Below are 26,035 nucleotides of genomic sequence, written 5' to 3'. Positions count from 1 at the left end.
AACTAATAATCAAATGTTTTCAAATTAAATTAAATAGAAATATAAGTAGGTATAAATATGGAAGAATCTTTTAAACCCCGTAATTTATCGATTAGTTAATTATTTGGTGATACAAAAAACCTTTATAAAATACCAAAGTATCAAAGACCTTATAAATGGGAAAGTGAACAAGTTGAACAGTTATGGGACGATATTTTAGAATCATATGAAAATGACGTACCAAATTACTTTCTTGGCTCTGTTATTACAGCAAATTCTTATGATGAACCTAATTCCCCTTATATTGATGTTGTCGATGGACAACAAAGATTAACAACGTTAATGATACTATTTTGCGTTATACGTGATTATTTTCCGAATCTTAATCTACATGATAATTTAAATCCCCTTTCTGTAAATATTGATATTATCCGTTCTGCAATAATCTTTAATAGCCGAGCTTCACGTTTAAGATTACACACTCATAGCTCTCATCAATCTGATTTTGAAGCGTATATTTTAAACGAGGGAGCAACAAAAATATTGCCTCCTCCATATAAATATCAAATTAAAAATGATCAAGAACCCAAATTCAAATTTATTAATACAGCACTAATTTTTAAAGAGAAATTAAATTCTTTACCTGAAAATAAACTTGGAGAGTTAATTAATTACTTGTTTTACCAAGTTAAAATTATACGTATCGATTGTACTAGTCGTGATTTTGCTATTAAGTTGTTTCAGGTGCTCAATAATAGAGGTTTAGATTTAACTTCTGCTGACTTAATAAAAAGTTTTTTATTAGAAAAGCTTTATAAAAAATATAAAGATGATTTAGCCACTTCAAAATTAAAAGAAGATAGTTTTATGTCTGATTGGCGTGAAATGGAGCAGCTCATTAAACAATGTGACGATATAAGTTTAAATGATTTGTTTATTATTTATGCACATTATTTATTAGGCTCAAATCAAAAAAAATCATTCACTGAAGAGCTACAAAGCTTATTCGAAAATCAAGATCCTAATCAAGTCATAGCCTCATTAAAACAATTTGTTATTAATTATTACGAAAAAATATATTGTTCAAAAGATAAAAATATTTATTCGTTCCAATATTTGAGATGGAGTAATTATTGGAAAGCGATATTAATGACAGCCATTACAACAAATTATAAAGATTTTGATGAATTAGTTTTTGAACTAAGACGCTTTTATTATTTATATTGGATTGCGGGAAAAACATTATCCCAAGTAAAGCAGACTTCTTTTAATGTCATTAAAGCACTGAAAGAAAAAAAACATATCAATTATTTAAAAGCAATCTTTTCAAATAAGTTAAATTCCGAAAAGATTTATGAATTAGCGATATCTCAGCTAACTTCTAATATGGTTGATAAAGAAGCATGGATTAAACCTCTTTTGATTTTAATTGAGTATGATCTAACCGATCAATCTAATCCTATTTTATTAAAACTTAATAATGACTTGCACCTTGAACATATATTACCTAAAAAATATAAGACTATTGCAGAATGGAATCATATCACCGAAGAAGTAAAAAACAGATGGTTACATAGTATTGCTAATTTGACATTATTAAGCGGTAAAAAAAATATTGATGCTAGTAATAATCCTTTCAATGTCAAAATGATCGTATATCAGGGTAATCATACTAATAACACGACTGCTTTTCGCCTTTCTCAAAAAGTATTAGATGATTTTAATCAAAAAACATTTGATCAACAATGGCATGAAGATGCATTAAAAGATCGTTATAATTGGATACTTGCACGATTAGAAAAATTATTAGCTATAGATTTTACATTAGTAAAGCAGATAGATACCCCCAAAATGGCAAAATAATGATCAATCAACTAATATGATGTGTAGGAATCAATTGCGTTGGTTATAGGAAATAGTCAGTTAAACTACTGTAATAAATTTTCATAAAATAAAATTAACGCCGTATCACCAACAAGCGATATGGCGTTAATATCATAAAGAAAATTATTATCAATTTGAATAAACGTATTACGGCCATTCATTCAACCGTTTGTAATACAAAAAGACTTCATGAAGCACTAACTCTCCCAGACATATCTTTTTATATATTTCTAAACCGCCTACACGGCAGTGAACCATTAGTGTTAATTAACTCAATTAAAGAAAAATTTCTAAACTGCCTACTCGGCGGTAAACAATATAACCAGTAGCAACAACACCCAGCCATTTTTCTAAACCGCCTACACGGCGGTAAACAATTTTATGATAGTTAAAGTATCAAAATAGGTGTTTCTAAATATTGGCCTCGGCGACCTCAGGACTAAGGTCTAAGGTCCAAGGAGCAAACAACATAAGTGCTGTAAAACGGGAAGTACCCATAGAAGTTGCCAAAGTGTGAGCCCACATTGAACGGGTGGCTATCCTTAACCTTAGCAGCTTCCGTCCAGTAGTCGTCGTCGGTATCGCTCATCCAGTAGTTGTCGTCGGTATCGCTCGTCCAGTAGCGGTTGTCGACAAAGTTAGCACCAGTGTAGCCGTACATGCAGCCCCACTCGGAAAAAAAGCCTGCACCAATATAGCGCATGTAATTATTATCTGATGAAGATGGGCTGGCGCCTACAGGAAAACGAACACCTGTACTAACCGCGTTAGTTAAATCCCTGATCCTTGGCATCCGGTAGCCTATATTATTACACCATGCTAACTGGTCACTATGACGTCTACCATTAACATATCCATTGGGATTATCCCGAACGACGAACCACTGCCTCAACACAAATCCATATTTTACTACCTCAATGCCATATCTATCTCTACCCACTAACTCAAACGTTTGCGGTAACTTTGGTACAGCAATTCGGCTAGGATTTGGATTATCCCATTGATTTCTGGCCTCTGGACCTGTTAACTTAACACGGGCGACAACTTTTGCAAAATCCTCCCAAGGAATCCAATAGTCATTATTAGCTACAACATTTGTCACTGTTGCAGTAATTCCCTCATGCGTAACAGGTTTCCATGTCAAGTCTCTCACATCTATTCCTGTTATAAGTAAATCAAAATATAAATTATGCGCTCCTGTAGTTGGAAAATTGAGGTTGTATGATTCAGGATTGATTGATTGAACTAGGAAGCCCTTCTTAGGATTCCATATGTCAGCTGGACCTGCGTACTCGTCATTACCCAAAAATAGATTCGGCCTTGCATAATGGATAACTGCCGACGGTAGCAGTATTGCATCACTACGATTACCCGTTCGAACCTTTTTGCCATTCGCCTGTACATTCCATAAAGAAGACAATAATAACAATATCAATACTAACGGAACTTTTCGGAATAATTTTGATAATAATTTGAAAAATAACTTTGAAGATATAAACGTGGTGGGGTTAAAAATCCAACTAGTGTGTTTATCTGATAAATTTAAGACATAGGTTTGCCAGTGTTGGGGTTTAAAATGATAATGCATTACGGTTCACCTGTCAAGTAAATTAATGATTTATTTTAATTTTTATGTTTATTTGATTGTTTAATAATCTATTCCTTTAAGGTGTTAAAGTATAGCCATTTTAAAAAAACTTGGCTAGTTTTTTATGCAATTTTTTAATTAGAATACGGTGTTAGGTTTTGTAAGTCTTAACTTTTGTGGAAATAATGAATATTGGTGATAATTTCTAAACCAAGGAATTAGTGAATTACCTAACAACCAATGAACATATAATCCTTACCATGTTATAAGATGTATTACGCCCATAAAATCGCTCAGGTAGAGTATTGATTTTATTTAATTTTTTATTTTAATTAAAATCAACCAGTTATACAGAAATTTCTACTTTTATACAAAAGACCACCTACTCGACATTGAAGTGTCTACTATTGATGCACGTTTAACTTTACATTTTCTAAACTGCCTACACGGCAGTGAACTAGAAGCTAATATACTATCAATATAGTATGTAAAAAGGCAAATAGGTATTTAGGTTTTAAAAACCCTTTTTTTAGAGATAAATTTAATTTATTGATTTTATTAACTTTTAAAATATAGCTAAAAAAAGGGTTTTGTTTTTAGATTTTGTTGCTTTGTTATTTTTTAAGATTTCCCAACCTTAAAGTTCAAAATACCCATTGGCTGAGTTTTTAATAAACACCCCAGATGGAAAAATAACAACAAATCAGCTATGCTATAGCACCTATAACAGGTAGCTATAAAATGGCTAATATGAAAGTAAAAATTAGTGACTTTCTGATTAGGCTGCACCGATTTTTTATTTAGGAATTTTGAAAAATATGACATCTAATAACGCTAAATCAATTACCGAAACGCAACAACGCGATCAACTACAACGACAAATTTGGAAAATTGCCGACGAAGTCCGTGGTGCTGTCGATGGTTGGGATTTTAAACAGTATGTACTTGGTTCTTTGTTTTATCGCTTTATTAGTGAGAATTTTGCCAATTATATTGAAGGTGGCGATGAGAGTATTGATTACAGCACATTATCCGACGATGTCATTAACGATGAAGTTAAAAAAGACGCAATAAAAACCAAAGGCTATTTTATTTATCCTAGCCAATTATTTTGTAAAATTGTAGCTGAAGCTAATACCAATCCAAGTTTAAATACCGACTTGGCAAATATTTTTAATGCAATTGAAAGCTCAGCCATTGGTTATCCTTCAGAAAGCGATATTAAAGGATTATTTGCCGATTTTGATACCACCAGTAACCGATTAGGTAATACGGTTGCAGATAAAAACAAACGGTTAGCCGCAGTACTTAATGGTGTTGCCGAGCTTAATTTTGGCGATTTCGCAGACAATAAAATCGATCTGTTCGGCGATGCTTATGAGTATTTGATTTCTAATTATGCCTCGAATGCTGGTAAATCAGGTGGTGAATTTTTTACGCCGCCGAATGTGTCGAAATTGATCTCACAATTAGCCTTACATAATCAAAAAAAGGTCAATAAAATCTATGACCCGGCGGCAGGTTCGGGTTCTTTATTGTTACAAGCGAAAAAACAGTTTGACGAGCATATTATTGAGGATGGATTCTTCGGTCAAGAAATCAACCATACCACTTATAACCTTGCTCGAATGAATATGTTTTTACACAATATCAACTATGATAAATTTGAAATTGCCTTAGGGGACACGCTGCTTAATCCCAAATTTGGCGACGAAAAGCTATTTGATGCCATTGTTTCAAATCCACCCTATTCAATTAAATGGATTGGTAGTGATGATCCAACCTTAATCAATGATGACCGATACGCACCTGCCGGTGTACTGGCACCCAAATCGAAAGCCGATTTTGCCTTTATTATGCATGCACTAAGTTACCTGTCCGAGTGTGGGCGAACGGCAATTGTTACCTTTCCGGGGATATTTTATCGTGGTGGTGCGGAACAAAAAATTCGCAAATATTTGGTCGATAATGATTTTGTCGAAACTGTAATCTCGCTCGCACCAAACTTATTTTATGGCACATCGATTGCGGTTAATATTTTAGTGCTTGCAAAAAATAAAACCGTTAAAACAACACAATTTATTGATGCTAGCAAACTGTTTAAAAAAGAGACCAATAATAATGTACTCACTGATGAACATATTCAAGAAATTATGCAAGTATTTGCTAGCAAGCAAGATATCGAATATTTTGCTAAATCAGTCGATAATCAAACCATTGCGCAAAATGACTATAATCTATCGGTCAGTTCGTATGTTGAAGCCGAAGATACCCGTGAAGTGATTGATATCACACAATTAAATACCAACATTGTCGAAACGGTAAAAAAAATAAACACACTTCGTGCTGATATAGATGAAATTATTAAAGAGATTGAAGCATGAGCAATGATAATATCCTTATTTACCATGATAATAACCAACAAATTCGTGTTGAGGCACGATTTGAAAATGAAAATATTTGGTTAACTCAACGCCAAATTGTTGAACTTTTTCAAACTGCGAAATCTACACTAAGCGAGCATATTAAAAATATTTATGCAGATGGTGAATTACTCCCCGAAGCAACTGTTCGGAAAATCCGAACAGTTCAAAAAGAAGGCAGTCGGAATGTCACTAGAGAGTTAGAATATTACAATCTGGACATGATTATTTCACTTGGTTATCGGATTAACTCGAAAATAGCTACACAATTTCGCACTTGGGCAACAAGCATCCTTAAAGAGTACCTGAAAAAAGGTTTTGTGTTAAATGACGATCGTTTAAAAAACCTAGGTGGTAACAGCTATTGGAAAGAACTTCTTGATCGTATCCGAGATATTCGCTCTAGTGAAAAAGTAATGTATCGACAAGTTTTGGATTTATATGCCACAGCGATTGATTATGATCCAAACACCAAAGCTAGTGCCGATTTTTTCAAAATAGTACAAAATAAATTACACTATGCAGCACACGGCAATACCGCTAGTGAAATTATATATTTTAGAGTTGACAGTAATAAACCTTTTGCAGGGTTAACTCACTTTAAAGGAAGCTGCCCGACACAAGCAGAAGCAATGGTAGCCAAAAACTATTTAACTGAACAAGAATTACGTGTGCTCAATAATCTGGTTTCGGCCTATTTTGATTTAGCTGAACTGAATGCCATTGAAGAACGTGAAATGCGGATGGTTGATTATGTGCGAGAATTAGATAATATTCTTTCATCTACAGGACGCCAGTTACTTGAAAATTCTGGTTCAATTTCTCATCATCAAGCAGAAAACAAAGCCAAATTAGAATATAAAAAATTTAAAGCCAAAACGCTAGCCCCAGTGGAAGTTTCATATCTTAAAACTATAAGCGCATTAGAGAAAAAAGCGAAACAGGAAAGCCGCAAAAAATGAATGATAGACTAAATATGCAAAATAGTATCGCGAAATTACTTGATAATGTTACAGTTGAGTGGAAGGCTTTGGGGGACGTGGCAGAAGTTGGAACAGGTAATGCAAATAGGCAGGATGAAAATGAACATGGACAATATCCATTTTATGTTCGTTCCAAAAACATATTAAAATCAAAAAACTTTCAGTTTGATGAAACCGCAATAGTCATTCCAGGAGAAGGTGGCATTGGTGATATTTTCCATTATATTGAGGGGAAGTATGCATTACATCAAAGAGCATACAGAATTCATGTATTTTCAAATAAACTAAATACAAAATATTTATATTATTTAATGTGTGATAAATTTAAACAATATATTTTGACTAAATGTGTTGGGGCTACCTCTATTTCAATCAGAAAACCAATGCTTGAGCAATTTCAGATTCCCATCCCCCCTCTACACATTCAAACCGAAATAGTCCGTATTTTAGACACATTTACAGCCCTCACAGCAGAGCTCACAGCAGAGCTTACTACACGGAAAAAACAATACAACTATTATCGGGATAAATTGTTGACTTTTCAAGAGGATGAAGTTGAGTGGAAGGCTTTAGGGGAGGTTGGTCAATTAATTCGTGGCAATGGATTACAAAAGAAAGACTTTACCGAAACAGGTGTGCCTGCTATTCATTATGGGCAAATTTATACTTACTATGGAACTTTTGCTACTGAAACTAAATCATTTGTTTCATCTGAATTAGCAAAAAAATTAAAAAAAGCTAAATATGGCGATATTTTACTTGCGGGAACAAGTGAAAATATTAAAGATGTAATGACTCCTTTAGGATGGCTTGGTGGAGAAATTGTTTTTTCTGGAGATATGTACGCATTCAGACCTAATAATGTCGTTAATACTAAATATTTAACATATCTTTTACAGACAACCCATTTCCAGAAGTTTAAAGAAAAATATGCTAATGGTACTAAAGTAATTCGTATCCAATCTGAAAAGTTTTTAACCTTCAATATCCCAATTCCTCCACTCAAGGAACAAGCCCGTATTGTCGAAATCTTAGATAAATTCGATGTGCTAACAAATTCCATTACTGAGGGTTTACCGCGCGAGATTGAATTACGCCAAAAACAGTACGAGTACTATCGGAATTTATTACTTAACTTTTCCGTGGAGACACAATGACAAAAGATTTAACGACTTCTACGATTAGCCGGCAAAATATTTTAAATAATAACTTTGCACTGGAAAAAATAGAATCAACGCTTGCACTAGGTGGGATTTGTTGGTGCGATAAAACTTTTTTTACAAAAACACAAGTAGCGCAAATTTTAACTATTGATGAACGAACAATCGACAGATATATAGAAAGCCATAAAGATGAGCTTATAAAAAATGGCTATAAAATAATAAAAGGTAAAGAATTAAAATCATTCAAGGAGTATGTCGACGACATGAATGTCGTCGACATATCAAGAGCCCCGTCCTTAGGTATATTTTCATTTAGAACTGTCCTTAATATCGCTATGTTAGTAACAGAAAGCGAAAAAGCAAAATTAATTAGAAGTAAAATCCTTGATATTGTCCTTGATGTTATGGTTCAAAAATCAGGTGGACATACTAAATACATTAATCAACGCGATGAAGACTATTTGCCATCAGCTTACAAAGAGTATAACTATCGAAAAGAGTTTACAGAGGCTTTAAACCTCTATTTAGATGCTAATAAATGGAAATATGCTAAATACACAAATAGAATATACGAAATTGTTTTTTTAGAAAATGCAGCTGAATATAAAAAGATTTTAACCTTAACAGAAAAAGACTGTGTAAGGCAAACTATGTATGCTGAAGTACTTAATGCTATTGCGAGTTTCGAGCATGGACTAGCGATAGAAATGAAGCAGGCATCAGAAAAGCTTGAGCGAAAATTAACAACCGATGAAATGGATAAATTAATCGAAAGTGCGTCACAAAACCCTTATTTAGTGCCACATATACATGATGCTAGAGCTAAAATGGCTAGTCGCGATTTATGTTTTCGAGATGCTTTGCACAATAAACTAGAAGCCTATATTCAATCCGTACCACAAAGCGACTTTGATAAGTTTTTGGGAGAAACAAGTAAATCTCTAGAAGAGCGATTATCCGATCCTGAAACTTTAGCCGTTTTCAAAAGGTTAAAAGATAGATGAAACCATCCATATTTTATTTTGATATAAAACATGCTATTAAATTACACGATTGGATCATAGATAACAGTGGTGGAATGCCTGGACAACGTGAAATAGGATTACTTGATAGTGCGTTAGAGCATATTCAAAATGATGATTATTACCCTTCATTTGAAGAAAAACTCAAACATTTAATTTATGCTGTTAATAAATTTCACCCATTTAATGATGGTAACAAGCGCTCTAGTTTAGCTTTAGCTGCCTATTTTTTAGAATTAAACAATTATCAATACTGCGTTAAAAAATTTATTCAAGAAATGGAAGAAATTGTTGTATGGTTAGCTGAAGGAAAAATAAACGATAATTTACTACTTGAAATAATCGATTCTATTATTAATGAGAATGAATTTAGTGAATCTTTAAAACTTAACATAATTGAAACATTATGGATGAATAACTATGATAATTACAACAACCCCCATCGCCGAAACAAATAGCTATATTATTTTAGATAACTACAACAAACTTGAAGAATCAGCAGCTGTTTATCAAACTGAAACGGATTTAGAAAATGAATTTATTCATGATTTAGCTCGACAAGGCTATGAATACTTACCGAATTTAAATACGCATGAAAAGTTATTAGCCAATATTCGCGAGCAATTGCAAACACTAAACAAAATGCAATTTACGGATGATGAATGGCAACGTTTTGTATTAGAGTATTTGGATAAACCCAATGAATCGATGATCGATAAAAGTCGCAAAATCCACCACGATCATATTTACGATTTTGTTTTTGATGATGGTCATATCCAAAATATCAAGCTGTTAGATAAAAAAAAGGTTACTAATAATAAATTACAAGTTATCCATCAATTTCAGCAAACAGGTAATTATGCAAATCGTTATGATGTGACGATTTTAGTTAATGGCTTGCCGCTTGTTCAAGTTGAACTAAAAAAGCGTGGTATTGCTATTCGTGAAGCCTTTAATCAAGTGCATCGCTATAGTAAAGAGAGCTTTAATCAAGACAATTCACTATTTAAATATTTACAACTGTTTGTTATTTCAAATGGTACCGATACACGTTATTTTGCTAACACGACTAAACGTGACAAAAATAGCTTTGATTTTACAATGAATTGGGCGAATGTTAAAAACGAGCCGATAAAAGATCTAAAAGACTTTACCGCCACCTTTTTTGCCAGCCGAACGCTGTTAAATGTGTTATTGACTTATTCGGTGCTCGATGTGAATGACACATTGTTAATTATGCGCCCTTACCAGATCGCCGCCACCGAGCGTATATTATGGAAAATCATTAGCGCTTATCATGCCAAAAAGTGGAGTAGCTTACAAAGTGGGGGTTTTATTTGGCACACAACAGGTTCTGGCAAAACATTAACCAGTTTTAAAACGGCACGCCTTGCAACCGAATTAGAATTTATTGATAAAGTTTTTTTTGTGGTGGATCGTAAAGATCTGGATTATCAAACCATGAAAGAGTATCAAAAATTTTCAAAAGATAGTGTGAATGGTTCAAATAGTACCGCAGGGCTTAAGCGCAATATTGAGAAAACCGATAATAAAATTATTGTCACCACTATTCAAAAGCTTAATAATTTAATGAAAAGCGATGATAGTTTAGCAATCTATGATAAACATGTGGTATTTATTTTTGACGAAGCGCACCGCTCCCAGTTTGGCGAAGCTCAAAAAAACTTAAAGCGTAAATTTAAAAAATATTACCAATTTGGTTTTACTGGTACGCCGATTATGCATACTAACGCAATCGGAACGCAAACTACAGCGGATGTTTTTGGTCGTGAACTACACGCTTATGTATTAACCGATGCAATTCGTGACGAAAAGGTACTAAAATTTAAAGTTGACTATAATGATGTGCGTCCTAATTTTAAATCGATAGAGCAAGAACAAAATCTCGAAAAACTCAGCGCTGCTGAAAATAAAAAAGCATTGCTCCACCCAAACCGTATTGAGCAAATCACACAATATATTCTGAATAATTTTAAACAAAAAACCCACCGATTAATGGGCAAAAGTAAAGGGTTCAATGCCATGTTTGCAGTGAGTAGTGTCGATGCGGCTAAACTCTATTATGAATCATTCAAAAAATTACAAGAAGGTGCAAATCAGCCGTTAAAAATAGCCACGATATTTTCTTATTCTGCTAATGAAGAACAAGATGCACAAGGTAATTTTGCCGATGAAAGTTTTGAAATTGATGCCTTAAATCAGAGTGCTAAAGAGTTTTTAGCTTCTGCGATATCAGATTATAATCAGATGTTTAAAACTAACTTTGATGTCAGTAGCGATCAATTTCAAAACTATTATCGCGATTTGTCTTTAAAAGTAAAAAATCAAGAAGTCGATCTATTAATTGTCGTTGGTATGTTCCTTACTGGCTTTGATGCTCCAACACTTAATACCCTATTTGTCGACAAAAACCTGCGGTATCATGGGTTAATTCAAGCCTTTTCACGCACCAATCGTATCTATAATGCCACCAAAACCTTTGGTAATATTGTGGCGTTTCGTGATTTAGAACAAGCGACCATTGATGCAATAAAAACATTTGGTAAAAGTAATACTCATGAAGTAGTGTTAGAAAAAAGCTTTAAGGAATACATGGAAGGGTTTACTGATAAAGATTCAGGTAATTTCCACAATGGCTATCTAGCCATCGTTGCCGAGTTACAAGAAAAGTTCCCACGCCCTGATGAAATTATCAAAGAAAAAGATAAAAAAGAGTTTGTTAAATTATTTGGTGAGTACTTACGTGCTGACAATATATTACAAAATTATGATGAATTTGTTGCATTAAAGGATTTCCAACAATTAGATATGAAAGATGCGCAGGCGGTTTTAGAGTTTAAAGAAAAGCATTATGTGACTGATGAAGATCTGCAAAAAATGCAAGCAGTTAAACTACCGACTGACCGCACAATTCAAAATTATCGTTCAACTTATAATGATATTCGTGATTGGCTACGCCGAGAAAAAGAAGCCAATCAACAAGATCAGCAAAGAGTTGACTGGGATGATGTAGTTTTTGAAATAGATCTATTAAAATCACAAGAGATCAATTTGGATTATATTCTTGAGTTAATTTATGAACAAAATAAACAAGAAAAAACCAAACAGGACATTGTCGAAGATGCTAAGCGATTAATTCGATCAAGCTTAGAAAATCGAGCTAAAGAAGAGCTAGTTGTAGAGTTTATAAAACAAACTGATCTTGATGCTATTCCAGATAAAGCCTCGATTATTGATGCGTTTTTCTTGTATGCGCAGCAAGAGTTACAGGTAGAGCTTAATTCCTTAATTGAAGATGAAAATTTAAATGAAGCGGCAACAAAACGCTATATTGCATCATCATTAAAGCGAAAATATGCAACCGAAAACGGCACAGAGCTGAACGAGATTTTACCAAAAATGAGCCCACTCAATCCTCAATATTTAATTAAAAAGAACCGAGTCTTTGAAAAGATCGCCGCATTGGTTGAAAAGTTTAAGGGTGTTGGTGGTGAAATTTAATTATTAACAGTTAAATTCGCTAATAATTAAAGGAAGATGAATGATCGATTTCTTATTCATCTTCCTAATAATTCATCATTCAAACTTACTTTGAGTGATTTTGTATACAAAATCTTGCATTTTCGTAATGATAAATGATTTTTGAAAAATCAAAAGGTTCACCAGACGAGGTATAAAATATTTCTTCAACACAAAGTGCAGGTTCGCCAGGTTGCAATCCTAAACATGGTGCCATTTTTTCATCAAGTTTTATTACCTGTAAATATTTATCAGAAAAACCAATATTAATATTATAATTTTCCTGAATGTAATTAAAAATTGAGTTTTCTACAATTTCTTTATTTAAATAACAAATTAACTTTTTACGGTAATATGACTGTTCTAAGCCATATAATTTATCTTCAACATAGCGCAATCTTTTAACAAAATAGACTTCTTCGTTATCATCACATTGTAGATTTTCTTTAACTTTTGCACTGGGCTTGATGATATCAACATTAAGTACTGTCGAAGAACCATAAACATCTTCTAGATCGACAGTAAAACCATGACTTTGCAAAAAATTGAGATAGCCTCTTTTTTTACGTTCACGAACAAAAATACCACTACCTTGCACTTGATAAATAACGCCCTGCCGCTCAAGACAGTTAAGCGCTTTAACAATTGTACTACGACTGACCTGATATTGATTAATTAGCCCGTCAATATTAGCAAGCTGAGTGCCTTTGGACAGTTGTTTTTGATAAATCATCTGTTTGATTTTTTTTGCAACTTCTTGATATTTAACCATTTATATTTTTAATTTAATCAATAATTAAAATAGTATTTTATACAGCTTATTTTTAGTTTTAAATTAAATAATATAAAAATTCGATCTAGATCACAAACAATATAATTGTTAATTAACAATTTTGAAATTGTCTATAAAATAATCTTACTGAATTGCTTTTAAGGAGTTTATGGATGTCATCAAAAATTAGAGATTATAACAAGCTAGCTGTTGATATTTTAAATGAGTTAGGTGGTGAGAAAAATATTGTTACCGTTTCTCGCTGTGCAACACGCCTTCGCCTCGTTACACAACATACACCAGATCATGCAAAAGAAAACATTGCTAAATTGCCGGGTGTGATTACCGTTGTTGAAAAAGGCGGTCAAATCCAAGTGGTTATTGGTACGCATGTTGATAAAGTCTATAACGCTTTTACTCAACTAGTTAATACTGATAACAAAATTGAAGCAGGAAATGATAGCAACATATTAAATCGCATCATTGCGACAATGTCGGCTGTATTTGCCCCGTTTGTCTATATTTTAGCCGCATCAGGAATTTTGCAAGGTATCTTGATTTTACTTAAATTAGCCTGTCCTGAGCTAGAAAAAACGGGGACTTTTGAGGTATTCAATTTCATCTCTTGGGCACCTTTTTTCTTTTTACCTATCTTTATTGCCATTACAGCTTCTCAGCATTTTCGTTGTAACTTATATATCGCTGTTGCTTGTTGTGCTGCGCTGTTATCACCGACATGGACAGAGTTTGCAAAACTAATTAGTGAAGGACAAGAAATTGATCTATTTGGTATTGCGCTATCACAAACCACTTATGCTTCAACCGTTTTACCACCACTCTTTTTAGTTTGGTTACTTTCTTATTTAGAACGATTTTTAGAGCCTAGACTGCATAGCATTATAAAACCTGTTTTATTGCCATTATTTAGTCTTGTCATTATGGTACCTTTAACATTACTTGTTGTTGGTCCATTAACAGCAAATGGTGCACAATACATTGCCAACGGCTATAATTGGTTTGTTAGCCTAGCGCCTTCAGTTGCAGGCGGAATCATAGGTGCTGTTTGGCAAGTCTTTGTTATTTTTGGTGTACATTGGGGGATCACACCTGTCATTGTTGAAAACTTTAAACAATATGGTCAAGACTCTTTCCAAGCATTTCAAACCATTGCCGTTATTGGTCAAGTCGGTGCAGCATTAGGTTTTTATTTAAAAACCAAAACCCAAGAGATGAAAGGTATTTCATTATCTGCTTTTATCACTGGCTTATTTGGTATAACCGAACCTGCTATTTATGGTGTTAACTTACGCTTTAAAAAACCATTTATTTATGGCTGTATTTCTGCATCTTGTGGTGGTATTGTGGCAGGATTTTTTGCTCCTCACTATGTTGCTTACGCTGGTTTACCAGGTCCACTAACCATCGTTAATGCAATTAGCCCAAATAATCCTGGTTCATTTATTGGCGTCTTGATTGGTGCACTTATTGCTCTTTTAGGACCAGTAGTTTTGATCCAAATTTTGGGAACTGGCGAAACCATACAAGATACAGTTAATAGTCAAGAAAATATCAATATTGAAGATGATAATCCTAAGATTCTTCTTGATGAAGTTGACATCACAAGCCCGATGACAGGTCATGCTTTACCACTAAGCGAAGTGCCCGATCCTGCTTTTTCACAAAAACTCATGGGAGAAGGGATTGCAATTGAACCTACTGATAATCACGTTTATGCGCCTTTTGATGGCGAGGTAACTGCAGTATTTGAAAATTCTAAACATGCCATTGGGTTAACATTAGATAATGGCGTCGAATTGTTAATTCACGTGGGTATTGATACAGTTAATTTAACTAACAATGAGTTTAAATATTATGTTGAATTACATCAAAAAGTAAAAAAAGGTGATTTGCTAATCAGCTTCAATCCTGAGGCAATTAAGCAAGCAGGTTATCCATTAATTACCCCAATTATTATTGTTAATACCGATCAGTATCAACAAATTTCATTAACCGATAAAACACAAGTAACAGTTGATGATATCATATTTAACATTAAGCAATAACAAGGAATAAAAAATGACTAAAAAACCATTTTTATGGGGCGGTGCTTTAGCCGCTCACCAATTTGAAGGCGGTTGGAACGAAGGCGGTAAAGGCCCAAGCGTTGTTGATGTCATGACGGCAGGCGCACATGGTGTACCAAGACAAATCACGCAAGATATTGAAGCGGGTAAATTTTATCCAAACCATACAGCAATTGATTTTTATCATCATTATAAAGACGATATCAAACTTTTTGCCGAATTAGGTCTTAAATGTTTACGCACCTCGATCGCGTGGACTCGAATTTTTCCAAAGGGTGATGAACTTGAACCAAATGAAGAAGGCCTGCGCTTTTATGATGATGTTTTTGATGAACTAATAGCTCACGGCATTGAACCAGTTATTACATTATCCCATTTTGAAATGCCTTTACATATTGCTCGCCATTATGGCGGTTTTAGAAACCGTAAGACAGTTGAATTTTTTGAGCGCTTTGCTACTGCATGTTTTGAACGTTATAAAAATAAAGTTAAATACTGGATGACATTTAACGAAATCAATAATCAAATGGATACTAGTAATCCTATCTTCTTTTGGACTAACTCGGGCGTGCAAGTTAAACCTGGCGAAAATCCGCAAGAAGTTCTGTACCAGGTTGCACACTATGAACTGTTAGCCAGTGCCAAAGCAGTAATAGCAGGTAAAAAAATTAATCCTGATTTTCAAATTGGTTGTATGATATCGCATGTGCCAATTTATCCATATTCTTGTAATCCTGAAGATATGATGGCTTCAGAAATTGCCATGCATCAACGATTCTTCTTCCCTGATGTTCACGTTCGCGGCTACTATCCAGCTTATGCATTAAAAGAATTTGAGCGTGAAGGATATAAACTTGATATTACCGAAGAAGATTTAGGTTATTTGAAAAAAGGTACGGTTGATTACATTGGCTTTAGCTATTATATGTCTACTGTCGTTAAAGCTGATGCCAAAAATGATAATCGTGACAACATAGTTAACGGTGCACTACCTAATGCGGTTGAAAATCCTTATATAAAAAGCAGCGATTGGGGTTGGCCAATTGATCCTGAAGGTTTACGTTATACACTTAACCGTCTGTATGATCGATATCAATTACCGCTATTTATTGTCGAAAATGGTTTTGGTGCAATTGATGAACTCGAAAACGGTAATCAAATACACGATAAACCACGTATTGAATATTTAGGTGCCCATATCAAAGCCATGCAAACCGCTATAGATTATGATGGTGTTGATGTAATGGGTTACACTGCTTGGGGAATTATTGATGTTGTATCATTCACTACTGGCGAAATGAAAAAACGTTATGGCGTAATTTATGTTGACCGTGATAATGAAGGTAACGGTAGTATGAAACGCTATAAAAAAGACTCTTTTGAATGGTACAAAAAAGTCATTAGTACTAATGGTGCAAGTTTGAAATAATCGTTATTAGCTAGCTATCATTTGTTATGAGGATGTTTGAAGGCTTTGCCTGCATCCTCATTTTTATGGTTAAAAGGGCTAAAACTGAAAAATCAACTGCTTTTCAACTTGCGGATCGATTAACGTTACATGAAAACCAATTAACCGAACTCCACGCCCATTACGCCGTTCTAACCAAACTTTATGCGCTTGCTCAATTAAATCAGCTTTATCCAATTTAGACCACACATGTTCTTGCGTAGTTAGCTGAAAATCGTCAAACTTAAATTTTACGCCTTGCCGAGCAATCGATAAATCAGCACGAACTTTGCTTAACCGTTTTTCCATTTCATCAAATAATGGATCGAACTGCAATAAACACTCTTCCCAACTATGAATATCATCAGTTAAAGTACGCTCTACCCCTACCGATTTACGTTGCCTGTCATTACACACTTCACGATCATCAATACCTTGACATCGCTCATATAGTATTCTTCCAAATTTACCGAATTGGTGAATTAATTTAGTTACATCATAATTAACAATATCATTGCATGTAAATAGCCCCAATTGGGCTAATTTTTTTTCCGTGACCTTACCCACTCCTGGAATTTTTTTTAACGGTAACTGCTCTATAAAACTATCAACGTTATCTGGTGTTATTACATATTGACCATTAGGTTTATTCATATCAGAGGCTATTTTGGCAAGAAACTTAAGTGGAGCAACGCCTGCCGATGCAGTTAATTCCAGTTCATTAAAAATAGTTTGACGAATATCTTGAGCAATCAAAGTCGCTGAACCATAGCAAAGTTTGCAATCAGTTACATCAAGGTAAGCTTCGTCAAGTGATAAAGCCTCAATAAATTCAGTATATCGTTTAAATATTTGGTGGATCTGTTTGGAGACTTCTTTATAAACTGCATGCCTACCCGCTATAATTTTAAGGTTAGGACAAAGTTTTATGGCTTGAGCCATTGACATAGCACTGTGTATACCATACTGACGAGCTAAATAATTGGCAGTCGCAACCACACCACGCTTACGAGGATCTCCCCCTACCGCAATAGGCATATTGCGATAACGGGGATTGTCTCTCATTTCAACGGCGGCATAAAAACAATCCATATCAACATGAATAATTTTTCGCATAGCGGGCTTCACAACACTTAAATATAACTGTATAAATATACAATATTATACCTTAAATATTTGTGTAAACAACCTAATTGAATTACTTAGTTAATTTATCAAAATCAATTAAGCCATTCTTATCATAAGGATCGCCAATCCAACGAATCGATTCGTGAAAATTAGGATTAACAATACTTTTTTCAGGAACATATAAGTTATAACTTAATCCAGCTAAATCAGACCAAGTATGAATCAAATCTTGAGTACTAAATCTTCTATCTACATAAGCTTGATAGTTATTAGGATGCGTAGCCTCCCATGTTGGCGATTGCCAAAGCATAAATGGCACAGTATACATAGTTTTAGTTGGTGCCTTCTCGTTTCGCCCTAACACATTATGAGGTGGAGTTTGATAAACATCTTCACCATGATCTGAAAAATATAACATAAAACCATTTTCTTTACTGTTTTTGAAGATATTAAACAGTGTTGTTGTGACATAATCGTTATAACTTATTGCATTATCATAACTATTATATACATATACTTTATCGTCATCGAGAGGATATGGAATACTTTCCTTATCTTTAAAACGTTCATACCTACCGTCTTTTGGATAGCGGAACTCGTATTTCATATGCGTACCAAGCAGATGGATAACAATAAATTTCTTTTCAGCGTTGTCAGCTAGCACTTTTTTGAAAGGCTCAAATACCGATTCATCATATTGTCTTGAGCTTTGATTACGATCGTTATTCATATAAAACTGTTCATCGGCTTGTTTAGAAAACATAGTCAACATGGTATTACGCTTGGTCATGGTCTGTTGATTAGTGATCCAGAATGTTTTATACCCTGCTTGCTTCATAAGATTTATTAATGAAGGTGTTTTAAGGTATAAATCTGGATGCCTCTCATCAGCAAAAGTTAACGCTTGTTGCAAAATTTCGATAGTATAAGGTCTTGATGAAACCACATCGTTAAATACAACAAAATCAGCATTATCTTTTTTAAACTGCTCAATTTGAGGTGTGGTATTTCGACCATAACCATAAATACTCATTCTATTACGTGTTGTTGATTCACCAATGACTAACACCAACGTCCTAGGCGTATTACCGTTAGCATCTTTTAAATTTTCAACAGGAGGTAAAGTGTCTAAATGATTTAAAATATCTTCCATATTATTAAGTTGAGATCGATAAGCCAAATAACTATTAATAAGTTGCCATGGCACAGTTGTTTCCATACGCGTTAGTAAATGAGTTCCGGCTTTTTCAATAGATGATTTTTTTATTGTCACACTAATAAACACAGGCATTATGGCATAAATAGCTATTAATAGTGATACAATCCATTTAGTAGCTGTTTTAATATAAACAGGTCTGACTTTACTCCAAAGATAAATACCCACTAAACTATAAATAATCAATACCACAACTAATTTAATACTAAAATACTGCTGAACAAATTCGCTCGATTCACTATAATTTGATTCTGCCATAACAAAAAATACACTTTGCGAAAATTCTTGTCGATAAATCACAAAATAGCCGACTGAAACCAAAGACAAACAGCCGACAATAAGACCAAATACAGTCGCAATCTTTCTTGTATAATTAGGAAAAATCAAAACAGGAATAAGCCAAATTAAACTATAGATAATTGAATCGCGAAGTCCAATTGCATTAGAATGCCCCGAAAGAAAAATATATAACTGTAATGCACTAGAAAAATAAGTAAAAAATAGAATATTAAAGATAAGTGCTAACCAGCTAAATTTGTGGGTTGCTTTTATGTTTAGCATAGATATTTAATTTGCGTTGTTATTGATCATTAAATGCAATATACGCTTGGTAGATTAATAAAACCTTAAGCTTTAAATATCTAAATTTAAATATATAACTTATTAAATGCTAACCTATTACTTCTTGGAGATATTTAAACCCAATATCTTTGCAATGTGATTATTTTCAGGTTGGTTTAATTGGTTTGGTAAACCATAAAAAACGATCTGCCCATTATCTACTACCAAACAACGAGAAAAATAACTAAGCGAATCATTAAGATTGTGTGACACCATCATTAATGTCAAATTGAGCTCATCGCAACTTTGATCAACTAATGCTAACATCTCAAACCGTAATGCTTGATCGAGAGCTGAAAATGGCTCATCTAACAATAAAATTGGTCGACGTTGAATTAAACAACGAGCTAACGCAACACGTTGACTCTGACCACCTGAAAGTTGTTCGGGATAACGATTATTAAAACCAGTTAAACCAACTTTAGCTAACATATCATCTATTTTTTGGCGTTCCGATGTATTTAGTTTTAAACAAGGCTTTATGCCTAAGCCAATATTTTGTTCAACATTTAAATGATCAAATAAATTATTATGTTGGAATAAAATTGAAACGGGTCGCTTTCCTGGTTGAGTGTGAATCATATTTTGATGATTAAGTAAAATTTGCCCAGAGTTTGGTGAAATAAACCCAGCAATCAAGCTTAACAATGAGCTTTTACCTGCACCACTTGGTCCAACAATAACCACCTTTTCTTTTGCATTAATTTTGATATCAAAATGCATTTTAAAATTATCGTATTGACAATTAATTTGATTCAGTTCGATCATAATCTATCACAACCAGTAAACTAAAAGATAATATTAGCAATAATGCAGCAGTTACAGCACCTTCATGATAACGATAATACGATATTTGCTCATATAAATAATAAGGTAACGTTGTGACTGACTGGCCACCAAATAACGCAATAATACCAAAATCACCCAACGATAATATTGCTGAAAAAGCAAAACTTTGAATAATTAACTTTTTTAGTGCTTTATATTCAATTAAATAAAAATGCCAAAAGCCAGTAATATTAAGTGACTGGCTTACTTGCCAATAACGTGATGTAACATCATACATTGGTGCAGCAAGGTTTTTTAATATAAATGGTAGTGCCATTAAACTGTTACAAAGCATCGTCAAAACACAAACAAAGACCGAACTATAAGCGTACGAAAATAACAACAAAAATAAACCAGATGCCAGCACCATGCTTGGGATAATTAAAATCAGCGATCCAATTAACATTAACCGATTACTCCATTTTATTTGCTGATTAATCAATAATCGGCTGTTTGTATAAAGTAATAATAAAGCTAGTAGCATAGCAATACTGGCTGCCCCAAAAGCAATTAGTAAAGAAAACATAACTGCACGTTGAAAGGCCACTGAAAAAAATGACCACTGAAAAAAATAAATACCTTTTATTAATATAGTTATGATGGGTAGCAAAATAAATAATGCACCAATAACAATAATAACAAAACTCGACAAAATTAAGCTAAACGAAACAGGTAAACGATAACTTTGCTTAACATAGTGAGTGTTAAATTTATAGCTATAATTAAACTTTTGCATCAACCCCATAAAAAAAGTACAACAAACCAACTGCAAACATGCTAAAAGCACGGCTTGTATCAAATCAAATTCACGGATGGATTGATAAATGGCAACTTCAAGTGTGGTATATTTAGGTCCACCACCTAGTGCCAATACAATAGCAAAGCTAGAAAAACAAAGCATAAAGATTAGCGATGCCATAGGTAGCAACTGTCGACGCAATAGTGGCCATTCCACCAATTTAAAATAAGTAAAACTCGAAAAATTCAATTGAGCAGCTAATTGTTTGTGTTCGACTGGTACACTATTTAAGGTTTGATAAAACAAGCAACAAGCATAAGGGAAATTAAGAAATATATGTGCCAATAAAATACCTTTTAAACCATAAATGGATATCACAAAAGGCAAACCTAAATAATGACAAAACGACGCTAATAAACCATGTTGCCCATAAACAGATAATAACCCCGTTACCACAACCAACGTAGGAAATATAAACGTGATAGGCATAATGCGTAGCAATAGATTTTTACCCCAAAAATTGACTATCGATAGGGCTTTAGCCATCAATATTGCCAATAACACAGATAGCAATGTTGATAACGTTGCTTGAAATATTGTTATCCAAATAACATGTAATAAATAACTATCAAAATAGACAGTTAAATTATTAGACTCAAAAGCAACTAAACAAAGCGCAAATAGTGCTGAACCTAATACAACTAAAATCAAGCTTGCAGCACTAATGCCAGGGATTAACGTTCTTAATTTCAACATTATACTGAATAAAACTATTTACTAATGGTGGATTTCCATTCACGCACCCAGCTCTTTTGATTATTTTTAACTTGCTTGGCATCAAACTCGAGGGCTTTATTGACTGGTTTAATTTGCTGAAAAGCTTCAGGCAACGTTATATTAATAATCGGATACATGAAATTTTTTTCAGCAAATTGACGTTGTACATCAGGCGTTAATAAATATTGTAAAAAAGCACGTGCCAATTCGGGATGCTGACTATACTTAGTAATACCCGCAACTTCGACTTGGCGATAATGCCCTTCGTCAAAAATAGCAGCAGCATAACGATGATCATTATCATTCATAATATGTGCAACTGGCGAAGTGCTATAACTAAGCACAAAATCAGCTTCGCCTTTTAAAAATAGGCCATAAGCTTCACCCCAACCTTTAGTCACTGTCACAGTATTTTTTGCTATTTTCTCCCATGCAGATGCGGCATCATCACCATATATATTTTTCACCCAAAATAATAAACCTAACCCAGGAGTGCTGGTTCGTGGGTCTTGATAGATAATTTTCCAGTTGGCTTTATTATCTACTAACTCATGCATGCTGTGTGGTGGATTACTGATTTTTTGTTGATCATAAATAAAAGCGAAATAACCAAAATCATAAGGCATAAAATCACTATCCCACCAGTTGGTATTTAAATTATCTGGTTTAGTGATTTGATGAGGTATAACTATTTTGGCTTGTTTTGCCTGTTCTAAAAGATTATTGTCTAATCCTAAAATTACATCAGCATTAGTTCTATCACCTTCAAGCCGCATTCGATTTAAAACCGCTACTCCATCGCCTAATGTAACAATCTCAAGTTCACAGTTACACTGTGCTTCAAAACCTTTCTCAATTGCTCTTCCCGGTCCCCATTCTGAAATAAAGGAATTATAACTATAAACAGTTAAGGTTGGTTTTACATTGGCAGCATTTGCCATAAAAGGTACCGAAAATACCAAGGATAATAACAATTTTTTACAAAACATTTTGCCTCCAAAATAGCAAATAAAAGACAAAAGGTTTGAGCAAGTGCAATAACTCAAATCCCTCCGCTGGCATGATCCAGTTCAGGTTCGGCGGGTTATGTTATTCTATCTAACATTCTCAGCCCTTCAGGGCACCCCGTTGAGAACATCGATTAGTTTAGAGGTTAGTATGAAGATTGTAAACATCGGAAGTGATAAAAATTTAATGTAGGAACAACTCGCTTTATTTATGAAGTTTAAAAAACGGCTATAAAGAATATACATGAAAAAAAACAAACGCCTTATCACTGACAAAAGATATGGCGCTTATATTATAAAGGAGAGGCAACTATTACCAATTTGGTTAAATGTTTACCTTTACTTAAATTAGTTTATTGAGTTATAAAAAAATTAAGTTGTTTAGTTTCATCGAATGCCCCATCAAGTTCTCTTGTAGCGAACTGATAGCTTTGATTTGAATCTTCTGCTTTCGTACATTCTTTTATGATGGCATGTTTCGTGTGAAAAGTTTCAGACGATGTTAACTGTTTGTATAACAAGGCTAAATCTTTACCTGTCAGAGTAAAAAGCTTATTCCAATCATTTAACTGCGTTTCTACAAATTCGCGACCTTTCTTACAAGCAATAGCATCTAGCTGAATATTTGGTATAGTATATTTTTTAAGCTCAGAAAATTTAGGATGTTCATTTATAAAATCAACTTTTTCATTAAGCCCTTCTGCTTTTAAAGCTTCAATAAAGCCATCTTCTCGGAATAATTTGATTTTTCGAGATTGAAATTGCCCTTTCCCTCGTAAAGTTACTTCATCTGGATAAGGCTCATCTACTGAATAATCCCAAAAATCTTTTTGACGCTCAATAAAAACATCATTAATAACTTTAACTGGTAGTTCAAGCTCTTGCTGTTCACCTTTAATAATTACTGGAACTGAATTTAAATATTTAGCTATCAACTTATCGTAAGTTTCATCACTCACATTTGAAGTTGTATAGAAAGTTGTTAATAAATAATAATTACTTTGAGTAGGATTAATTAATCCTGAACTATTAGTTGTTGAAGGTTTAGCTATAAAATTTAATGATTGATTACCGTAAGACAGTGTATGCTTACCGTATTCAAATGTATAATTCACACTTGATTTTGCTGGAATGTTTAATTCATTTCCATCAATAATCACTTTTATTTCATTTGGTGTTGGATTATCAATCATACGATCAACAGAGCTAGACGAAGTGGTATCTGAACCAAAACAACCGACCAATGTTATGCTGCAAACTAGCAACAAAGAATATTTTATTTTTTTCATCGCATTAATTTTTTTTGTAAAGTTTTTAAAAGAAACCATATTTTATCATGAATTTGATAAAACAACTATTTTAGCTATCACTTCAATAATTGAATTGAAAAAGTATGGAGTTGATGTTCTGATAAACCAAACGTCGTTTTATTTTAGATGAAATTTAGTACTGATATAGCAACTTTTTAATTGTAGGAATTTCTAGTGTTGTTTACAGTAATTAATACTATAAACATTGCGAGAAATCATGCATCAACAAGGATTCAAGTTTCATTTAGCCGAAAACCGTGTTTACTAACCAACGCTGTCCCAAACAAACACATTTTTAATTTTTGACTAGATATGCTCTAATCCAGCCCGTACTTCTTTATATTGGACGAATTAGAGCAATTCCGCAAATAAATAAAGACATTCAATTTACTCATTGGACACTCATTTACAAAAATGAGCACCAATGAGTATGTAGTCTTTATTTAGTTAAGTTTTAGTTATGATATTTATAGTAATTATAGATATGATAAATCTCGAACCATATCTTCAATATATACTTTTAATTCTGTTAATTGCTGGTCTTTTGCCGCTCGAAGCAAGCTATCTTTGGTTTGCAATGTTCCTTTACTGTAATTATGTAAATTTGATGGCACATTGCCAGAATAGATATAATCATGTTTTGCTGATGTTTGTACAACGTTAAATGATTTACTGTAACTATAGATTCCATGAGCCTCAATTTCAGTGGTCAAAGTTAATTTGTTGCTGTGAGTCACAGTTTGTAAATTAAACTGTTGATCTTTATAGGTTTTAACTTGCTTTTTATTACCGTTTTCGTCAGCTAATTCAATAAATTTATCAAATATTTTTTCGGTTTTGGTTTCATTGTTAACTGATTTACCAAGATCAGAAAATTCAACATTTGTCGTTACACGGATCGTGACATCTGCTTGCCCTGGTTGGTAGATAACAAATTCTATAAAGTCTTTACTTAATAGATCTGTTACATAAGATTTTAATTCTGAAGAATTATAATAAACTTTTACTTTCCCTTCTCTTTTATATTTATCTGCTTGAAAATCTGCATCGCGAAACGATCCGTATTGGCGATAAGCCGAAGCAGCTGAAGCGTAATATTGGGCTACTTCTCGAAATTGATAACGACGTGTTGCTGTTCGAGCTAATTGTTGTGCTTGTTCATAAGCATTTTCTGCTTGTTGAGTACAGTGTTTTCTATCATTCTCAATAGAAAGTTTGTCACTATCTTTGTACTTGCCAAGAGGCTGATATTGGTATGTCCACACTTTTTAGTACCAAAAAGATAAGGTCATCGATTTCTTTTGTATTCAATCGGCGACTGGTAATTTAATGTTGAATGAAGTCGATTATAATTAAACCAATCCACATAGTGATTAAATTCCAATTTAAGTTGCGCCAGTGAATCAAAAATAGTATTTGACACAAATTCTGTTTTCACTGCTTTGAATGTGCTTTCTGCAATTGCGTTATCATAGGGGCAGCCTTTGCGACTTAACGACCGTTTAATTCCAAATGCTGTTAAAC

Annotated in this window: 19 protein-coding genes, 1 pseudogene and 1 riboswitch; of the genes and pseudogenes, 10 read left to right on the top strand and 10 right to left on the bottom strand. The window is 33.6% G+C overall.

What is annotated here, in order from left to right:
• Window positions 1-114: 114 nt before the first annotated feature.
• Window positions 115-771: pseudogene (locus A9G38_RS12510) on the top strand (DUF262 domain-containing protein); the annotation flags it as partial.
• A 75-nt stretch (window positions 772-846) separates the two neighbouring features.
• Complete coding sequence (locus A9G38_RS12505; RefSeq protein ID WP_335340387.1) at window positions 847-1,842, top strand: HNH endonuclease family protein; 996 nt, start codon at window positions 847-849, stop codon at window positions 1,840-1,842.
• Window positions 1,843-2,302: 460 nt separating this feature from the next.
• On the opposite strand, the gene A9G38_RS00095 is transcribed toward A9G38_RS12505, so the two are convergent.
• Complete coding sequence (locus tag A9G38_RS00095) at window positions 2,303-3,451, bottom strand: hypothetical protein (protein WP_034911636.1); 1,149 nt, start codon at window positions 3,449-3,451, stop codon at window positions 2,303-2,305.
• Window positions 3,452-4,269: 818 nt separating this feature from the next.
• Here A9G38_RS00095 and A9G38_RS00090 point away from each other — a divergent pair.
• From A9G38_RS00090 to A9G38_RS00065, 6 genes are read left to right on the top strand one after another with little or no spacing between them, the layout of a single operon-like run.
• Window positions 4,270-5,835, top strand: a complete 1,566-nt coding sequence (locus A9G38_RS00090; RefSeq protein WP_202961551.1) for a type I restriction-modification system subunit M — start codon at window positions 4,270-4,272, stop codon at window positions 5,833-5,835.
• Window positions 5,832-6,836 carry a virulence RhuM family protein gene (locus A9G38_RS00085; protein ID WP_034911638.1) on the top strand — a complete coding sequence of 335 codons (1,005 nt, stop codon included), beginning with the start codon at window positions 5,832-5,834 and terminating at the stop codon, window positions 6,834-6,836. Before A9G38_RS00090 ends, A9G38_RS00085 begins: the two co-directional genes overlap by 4 nt.
• 14 nt (window positions 6,837-6,850) lie before the next feature.
• Window positions 6,851-8,014, top strand: a complete 1,164-nt coding sequence (locus A9G38_RS00080; RefSeq protein WP_034911693.1) for a restriction endonuclease subunit S — start codon at window positions 6,851-6,853, stop codon at window positions 8,012-8,014.
• Window positions 8,011-9,024 (top strand): hypothetical protein, encoded by a 1,014-nt coding sequence (locus A9G38_RS00075; protein ID WP_034911642.1) that lies wholly within the window; start codon window positions 8,011-8,013, stop codon window positions 9,022-9,024. Before A9G38_RS00080 ends, A9G38_RS00075 begins: the two co-directional genes overlap by 4 nt.
• Window positions 9,021-9,500, top strand: a complete 480-nt coding sequence (locus A9G38_RS00070) for a type II toxin-antitoxin system death-on-curing family toxin (protein WP_034911647.1) — start codon at window positions 9,021-9,023, stop codon at window positions 9,498-9,500. Before A9G38_RS00075 ends, A9G38_RS00070 begins: the two co-directional genes overlap by 4 nt.
• Window positions 9,463-12,564, top strand: a complete 3,102-nt coding sequence (locus A9G38_RS00065; RefSeq protein WP_034911650.1) for a type I restriction endonuclease subunit R — start codon at window positions 9,463-9,465, stop codon at window positions 12,562-12,564. The genes A9G38_RS00070 and A9G38_RS00065 overlap by 38 nt, the downstream gene beginning before the upstream one ends.
• Before the next feature lie 85 nt (window positions 12,565-12,649).
• Here A9G38_RS00065 and A9G38_RS00060 read toward each other — a convergent pair whose 3' ends face one another.
• Complete coding sequence (locus A9G38_RS00060; RefSeq protein ID WP_034911654.1) at window positions 12,650-13,354, bottom strand: GntR family transcriptional regulator; 705 nt, start codon at window positions 13,352-13,354, stop codon at window positions 12,650-12,652.
• 173 nt (window positions 13,355-13,527) lie between these two features.
• Between A9G38_RS00060 and A9G38_RS00055 the strand changes: the two genes are divergently transcribed.
• Window positions 13,528-15,417, top strand: coding sequence for a beta-glucoside-specific PTS transporter subunit IIABC (locus A9G38_RS00055; protein ID WP_034911659.1), 1,890 nt, complete (start codon window positions 13,528-13,530; stop codon window positions 15,415-15,417).
• Between the two features lie 13 nt (window positions 15,418-15,430).
• Window positions 15,431-16,867, top strand: coding sequence for a 6-phospho-beta-glucosidase (locus tag A9G38_RS00050; RefSeq protein ID WP_034911662.1), 1,437 nt, complete (start codon window positions 15,431-15,433; stop codon window positions 16,865-16,867).
• Window positions 16,868-16,945: 78 nt separating this feature from the next.
• Here A9G38_RS00050 and dinB read toward each other — a convergent pair whose 3' ends face one another.
• From dinB to A9G38_RS00005, 8 genes are all read right to left on the bottom strand, one after another.
• Entirely contained in the window at window positions 16,946-18,001 is a 1,056-nt protein-coding gene (gene dinB / locus A9G38_RS00045; protein ID WP_034911664.1) for a DNA polymerase IV, read from the bottom strand.
• An 82-nt stretch (window positions 18,002-18,083) separates the two neighbouring features.
• Entirely contained in the window at window positions 18,084-19,790 is a 1,707-nt protein-coding gene (gene cptA / locus A9G38_RS00040) for a phosphoethanolamine transferase CptA (protein ID WP_034911668.1), read from the bottom strand.
• Window positions 19,791-19,907: 117 nt separating this feature from the next.
• Window positions 19,908-20,618, bottom strand: coding sequence for a thiamine ABC transporter ATP-binding protein ThiQ (gene thiQ / locus A9G38_RS00035; protein WP_034911671.1), 711 nt, complete (start codon window positions 20,616-20,618; stop codon window positions 19,908-19,910).
• Window positions 20,596-22,173: a thiamine/thiamine pyrophosphate ABC transporter permease gene (thiP, locus tag A9G38_RS00030; protein WP_034911674.1), complete on the bottom strand. Its 1,578-nt coding sequence runs from the start codon at window positions 22,171-22,173 to the stop codon at window positions 20,596-20,598. Before thiP ends, thiQ begins: the two co-directional genes overlap by 23 nt.
• Window positions 22,174-22,187: 14 nt before the next feature.
• The gene (gene thiB / locus A9G38_RS00025; protein WP_034911679.1) at window positions 22,188-23,183 is read right to left on the bottom strand and encodes a thiamine ABC transporter substrate binding subunit; all 996 of its coding nucleotides are present in this window, start codon (window positions 23,181-23,183) and stop codon (window positions 22,188-22,190) included.
• Between the two features lie 40 nt (window positions 23,184-23,223).
• Window positions 23,224-23,332, bottom strand: a riboswitch (TPP riboswitch).
• Window positions 23,333-23,554: 222 nt separating this feature from the next.
• The gene (locus A9G38_RS00020) at window positions 23,555-24,529 is read right to left on the bottom strand and encodes a hypothetical protein (protein ID WP_034911682.1); all 975 of its coding nucleotides are present in this window, start codon (window positions 24,527-24,529) and stop codon (window positions 23,555-23,557) included.
• Window positions 24,530-24,987: 458 nt separating this feature from the next.
• Window positions 24,988-25,776 (bottom strand): hypothetical protein, encoded by a 789-nt coding sequence (locus A9G38_RS00010; protein ID WP_034911687.1) that lies wholly within the window; start codon window positions 25,774-25,776, stop codon window positions 24,988-24,990.
• 23 nt (window positions 25,777-25,799) lie between these two features.
• A partial coding sequence (locus A9G38_RS00005) for an IS3 family transposase (RefSeq protein ID WP_141671661.1) occupies window positions 25,800-26,035 on the bottom strand: 236 nt, incomplete at its 5' end.

It is taken from the genome of Gilliamella sp. Imp1-1, from assembly GCF_001690415.1.
Lineage (GTDB): Bacteria > Pseudomonadota > Gammaproteobacteria > Enterobacterales > Orbaceae > Gilliamella > Gilliamella bombi.
This window is presented reverse-complemented; position numbering and strand designations above follow the sequence as displayed.

What these genes read in the sequence shown, in the direction of transcription:
- A9G38_RS00060 (WP_034911654.1), bottom strand. Translation starts at nt 13,354, where the DNA reads ATGGTTAAATATCAAGAAGTTGCAAAAAAAATCAAACAGATGATTTAT.
- cptA (WP_034911668.1), bottom strand. Translation starts at nt 19,790, where the DNA reads ATGCTAAACATAAAAGCAACCCACAAATTTAGCTGGTTAGCACTTATC.
- dinB (WP_034911664.1), bottom strand. Translation starts at nt 18,001, where the DNA reads ATGCGAAAAATTATTCATGTTGATATGGATTGTTTTTATGCCGCCGTT.
- A9G38_RS00090 (WP_202961551.1), top strand. Translation starts at nt 4,270, where the DNA reads ATGACATCTAATAACGCTAAATCAATTACCGAAACGCAACAACGCGAT.
- A9G38_RS00050 (WP_034911662.1), top strand. Translation starts at nt 15,431, where the DNA reads ATGACTAAAAAACCATTTTTATGGGGCGGTGCTTTAGCCGCTCACCAA.
- A9G38_RS00085 (WP_034911638.1), top strand. Translation starts at nt 5,832, where the DNA reads ATGAGCAATGATAATATCCTTATTTACCATGATAATAACCAACAAATT.
- A9G38_RS00020 (WP_034911682.1), bottom strand. Translation starts at nt 24,529, where the DNA reads ATGGTTTCTTTTAAAAACTTTACAAAAAAAATTAATGCGATGAAAAAA.
- A9G38_RS00055 (WP_034911659.1), top strand. Translation starts at nt 13,528, where the DNA reads ATGTCATCAAAAATTAGAGATTATAACAAGCTAGCTGTTGATATTTTA.
- thiQ (WP_034911671.1), bottom strand. Translation starts at nt 20,618, where the DNA reads ATGATCGAACTGAATCAAATTAATTGTCAATACGATAATTTTAAAATG.
- A9G38_RS00075 (WP_034911642.1), top strand. Translation starts at nt 8,011, where the DNA reads ATGACAAAAGATTTAACGACTTCTACGATTAGCCGGCAAAATATTTTA.
- A9G38_RS00070 (WP_034911647.1), top strand. Translation starts at nt 9,021, where the DNA reads ATGAAACCATCCATATTTTATTTTGATATAAAACATGCTATTAAATTA.
- thiP (WP_034911674.1), bottom strand. Translation starts at nt 22,173, where the DNA reads ATGTTGAAATTAAGAACGTTAATCCCTGGCATTAGTGCTGCAAGCTTG.
- A9G38_RS00080 (WP_034911693.1), top strand. Translation starts at nt 6,851, where the DNA reads ATGCAAAATAGTATCGCGAAATTACTTGATAATGTTACAGTTGAGTGG.
- A9G38_RS12505 (WP_335340387.1), top strand. Translation starts at nt 847, where the DNA reads ATGTCTGATTGGCGTGAAATGGAGCAGCTCATTAAACAATGTGACGAT.
- A9G38_RS00065 (WP_034911650.1), top strand. Translation starts at nt 9,463, where the DNA reads ATGATAATTACAACAACCCCCATCGCCGAAACAAATAGCTATATTATT.
- A9G38_RS00095 (WP_034911636.1), bottom strand. Translation starts at nt 3,451, where the DNA reads ATGCATTATCATTTTAAACCCCAACACTGGCAAACCTATGTCTTAAAT.
- thiB (WP_034911679.1), bottom strand. Translation starts at nt 23,183, where the DNA reads ATGTTTTGTAAAAAATTGTTATTATCCTTGGTATTTTCGGTACCTTTT.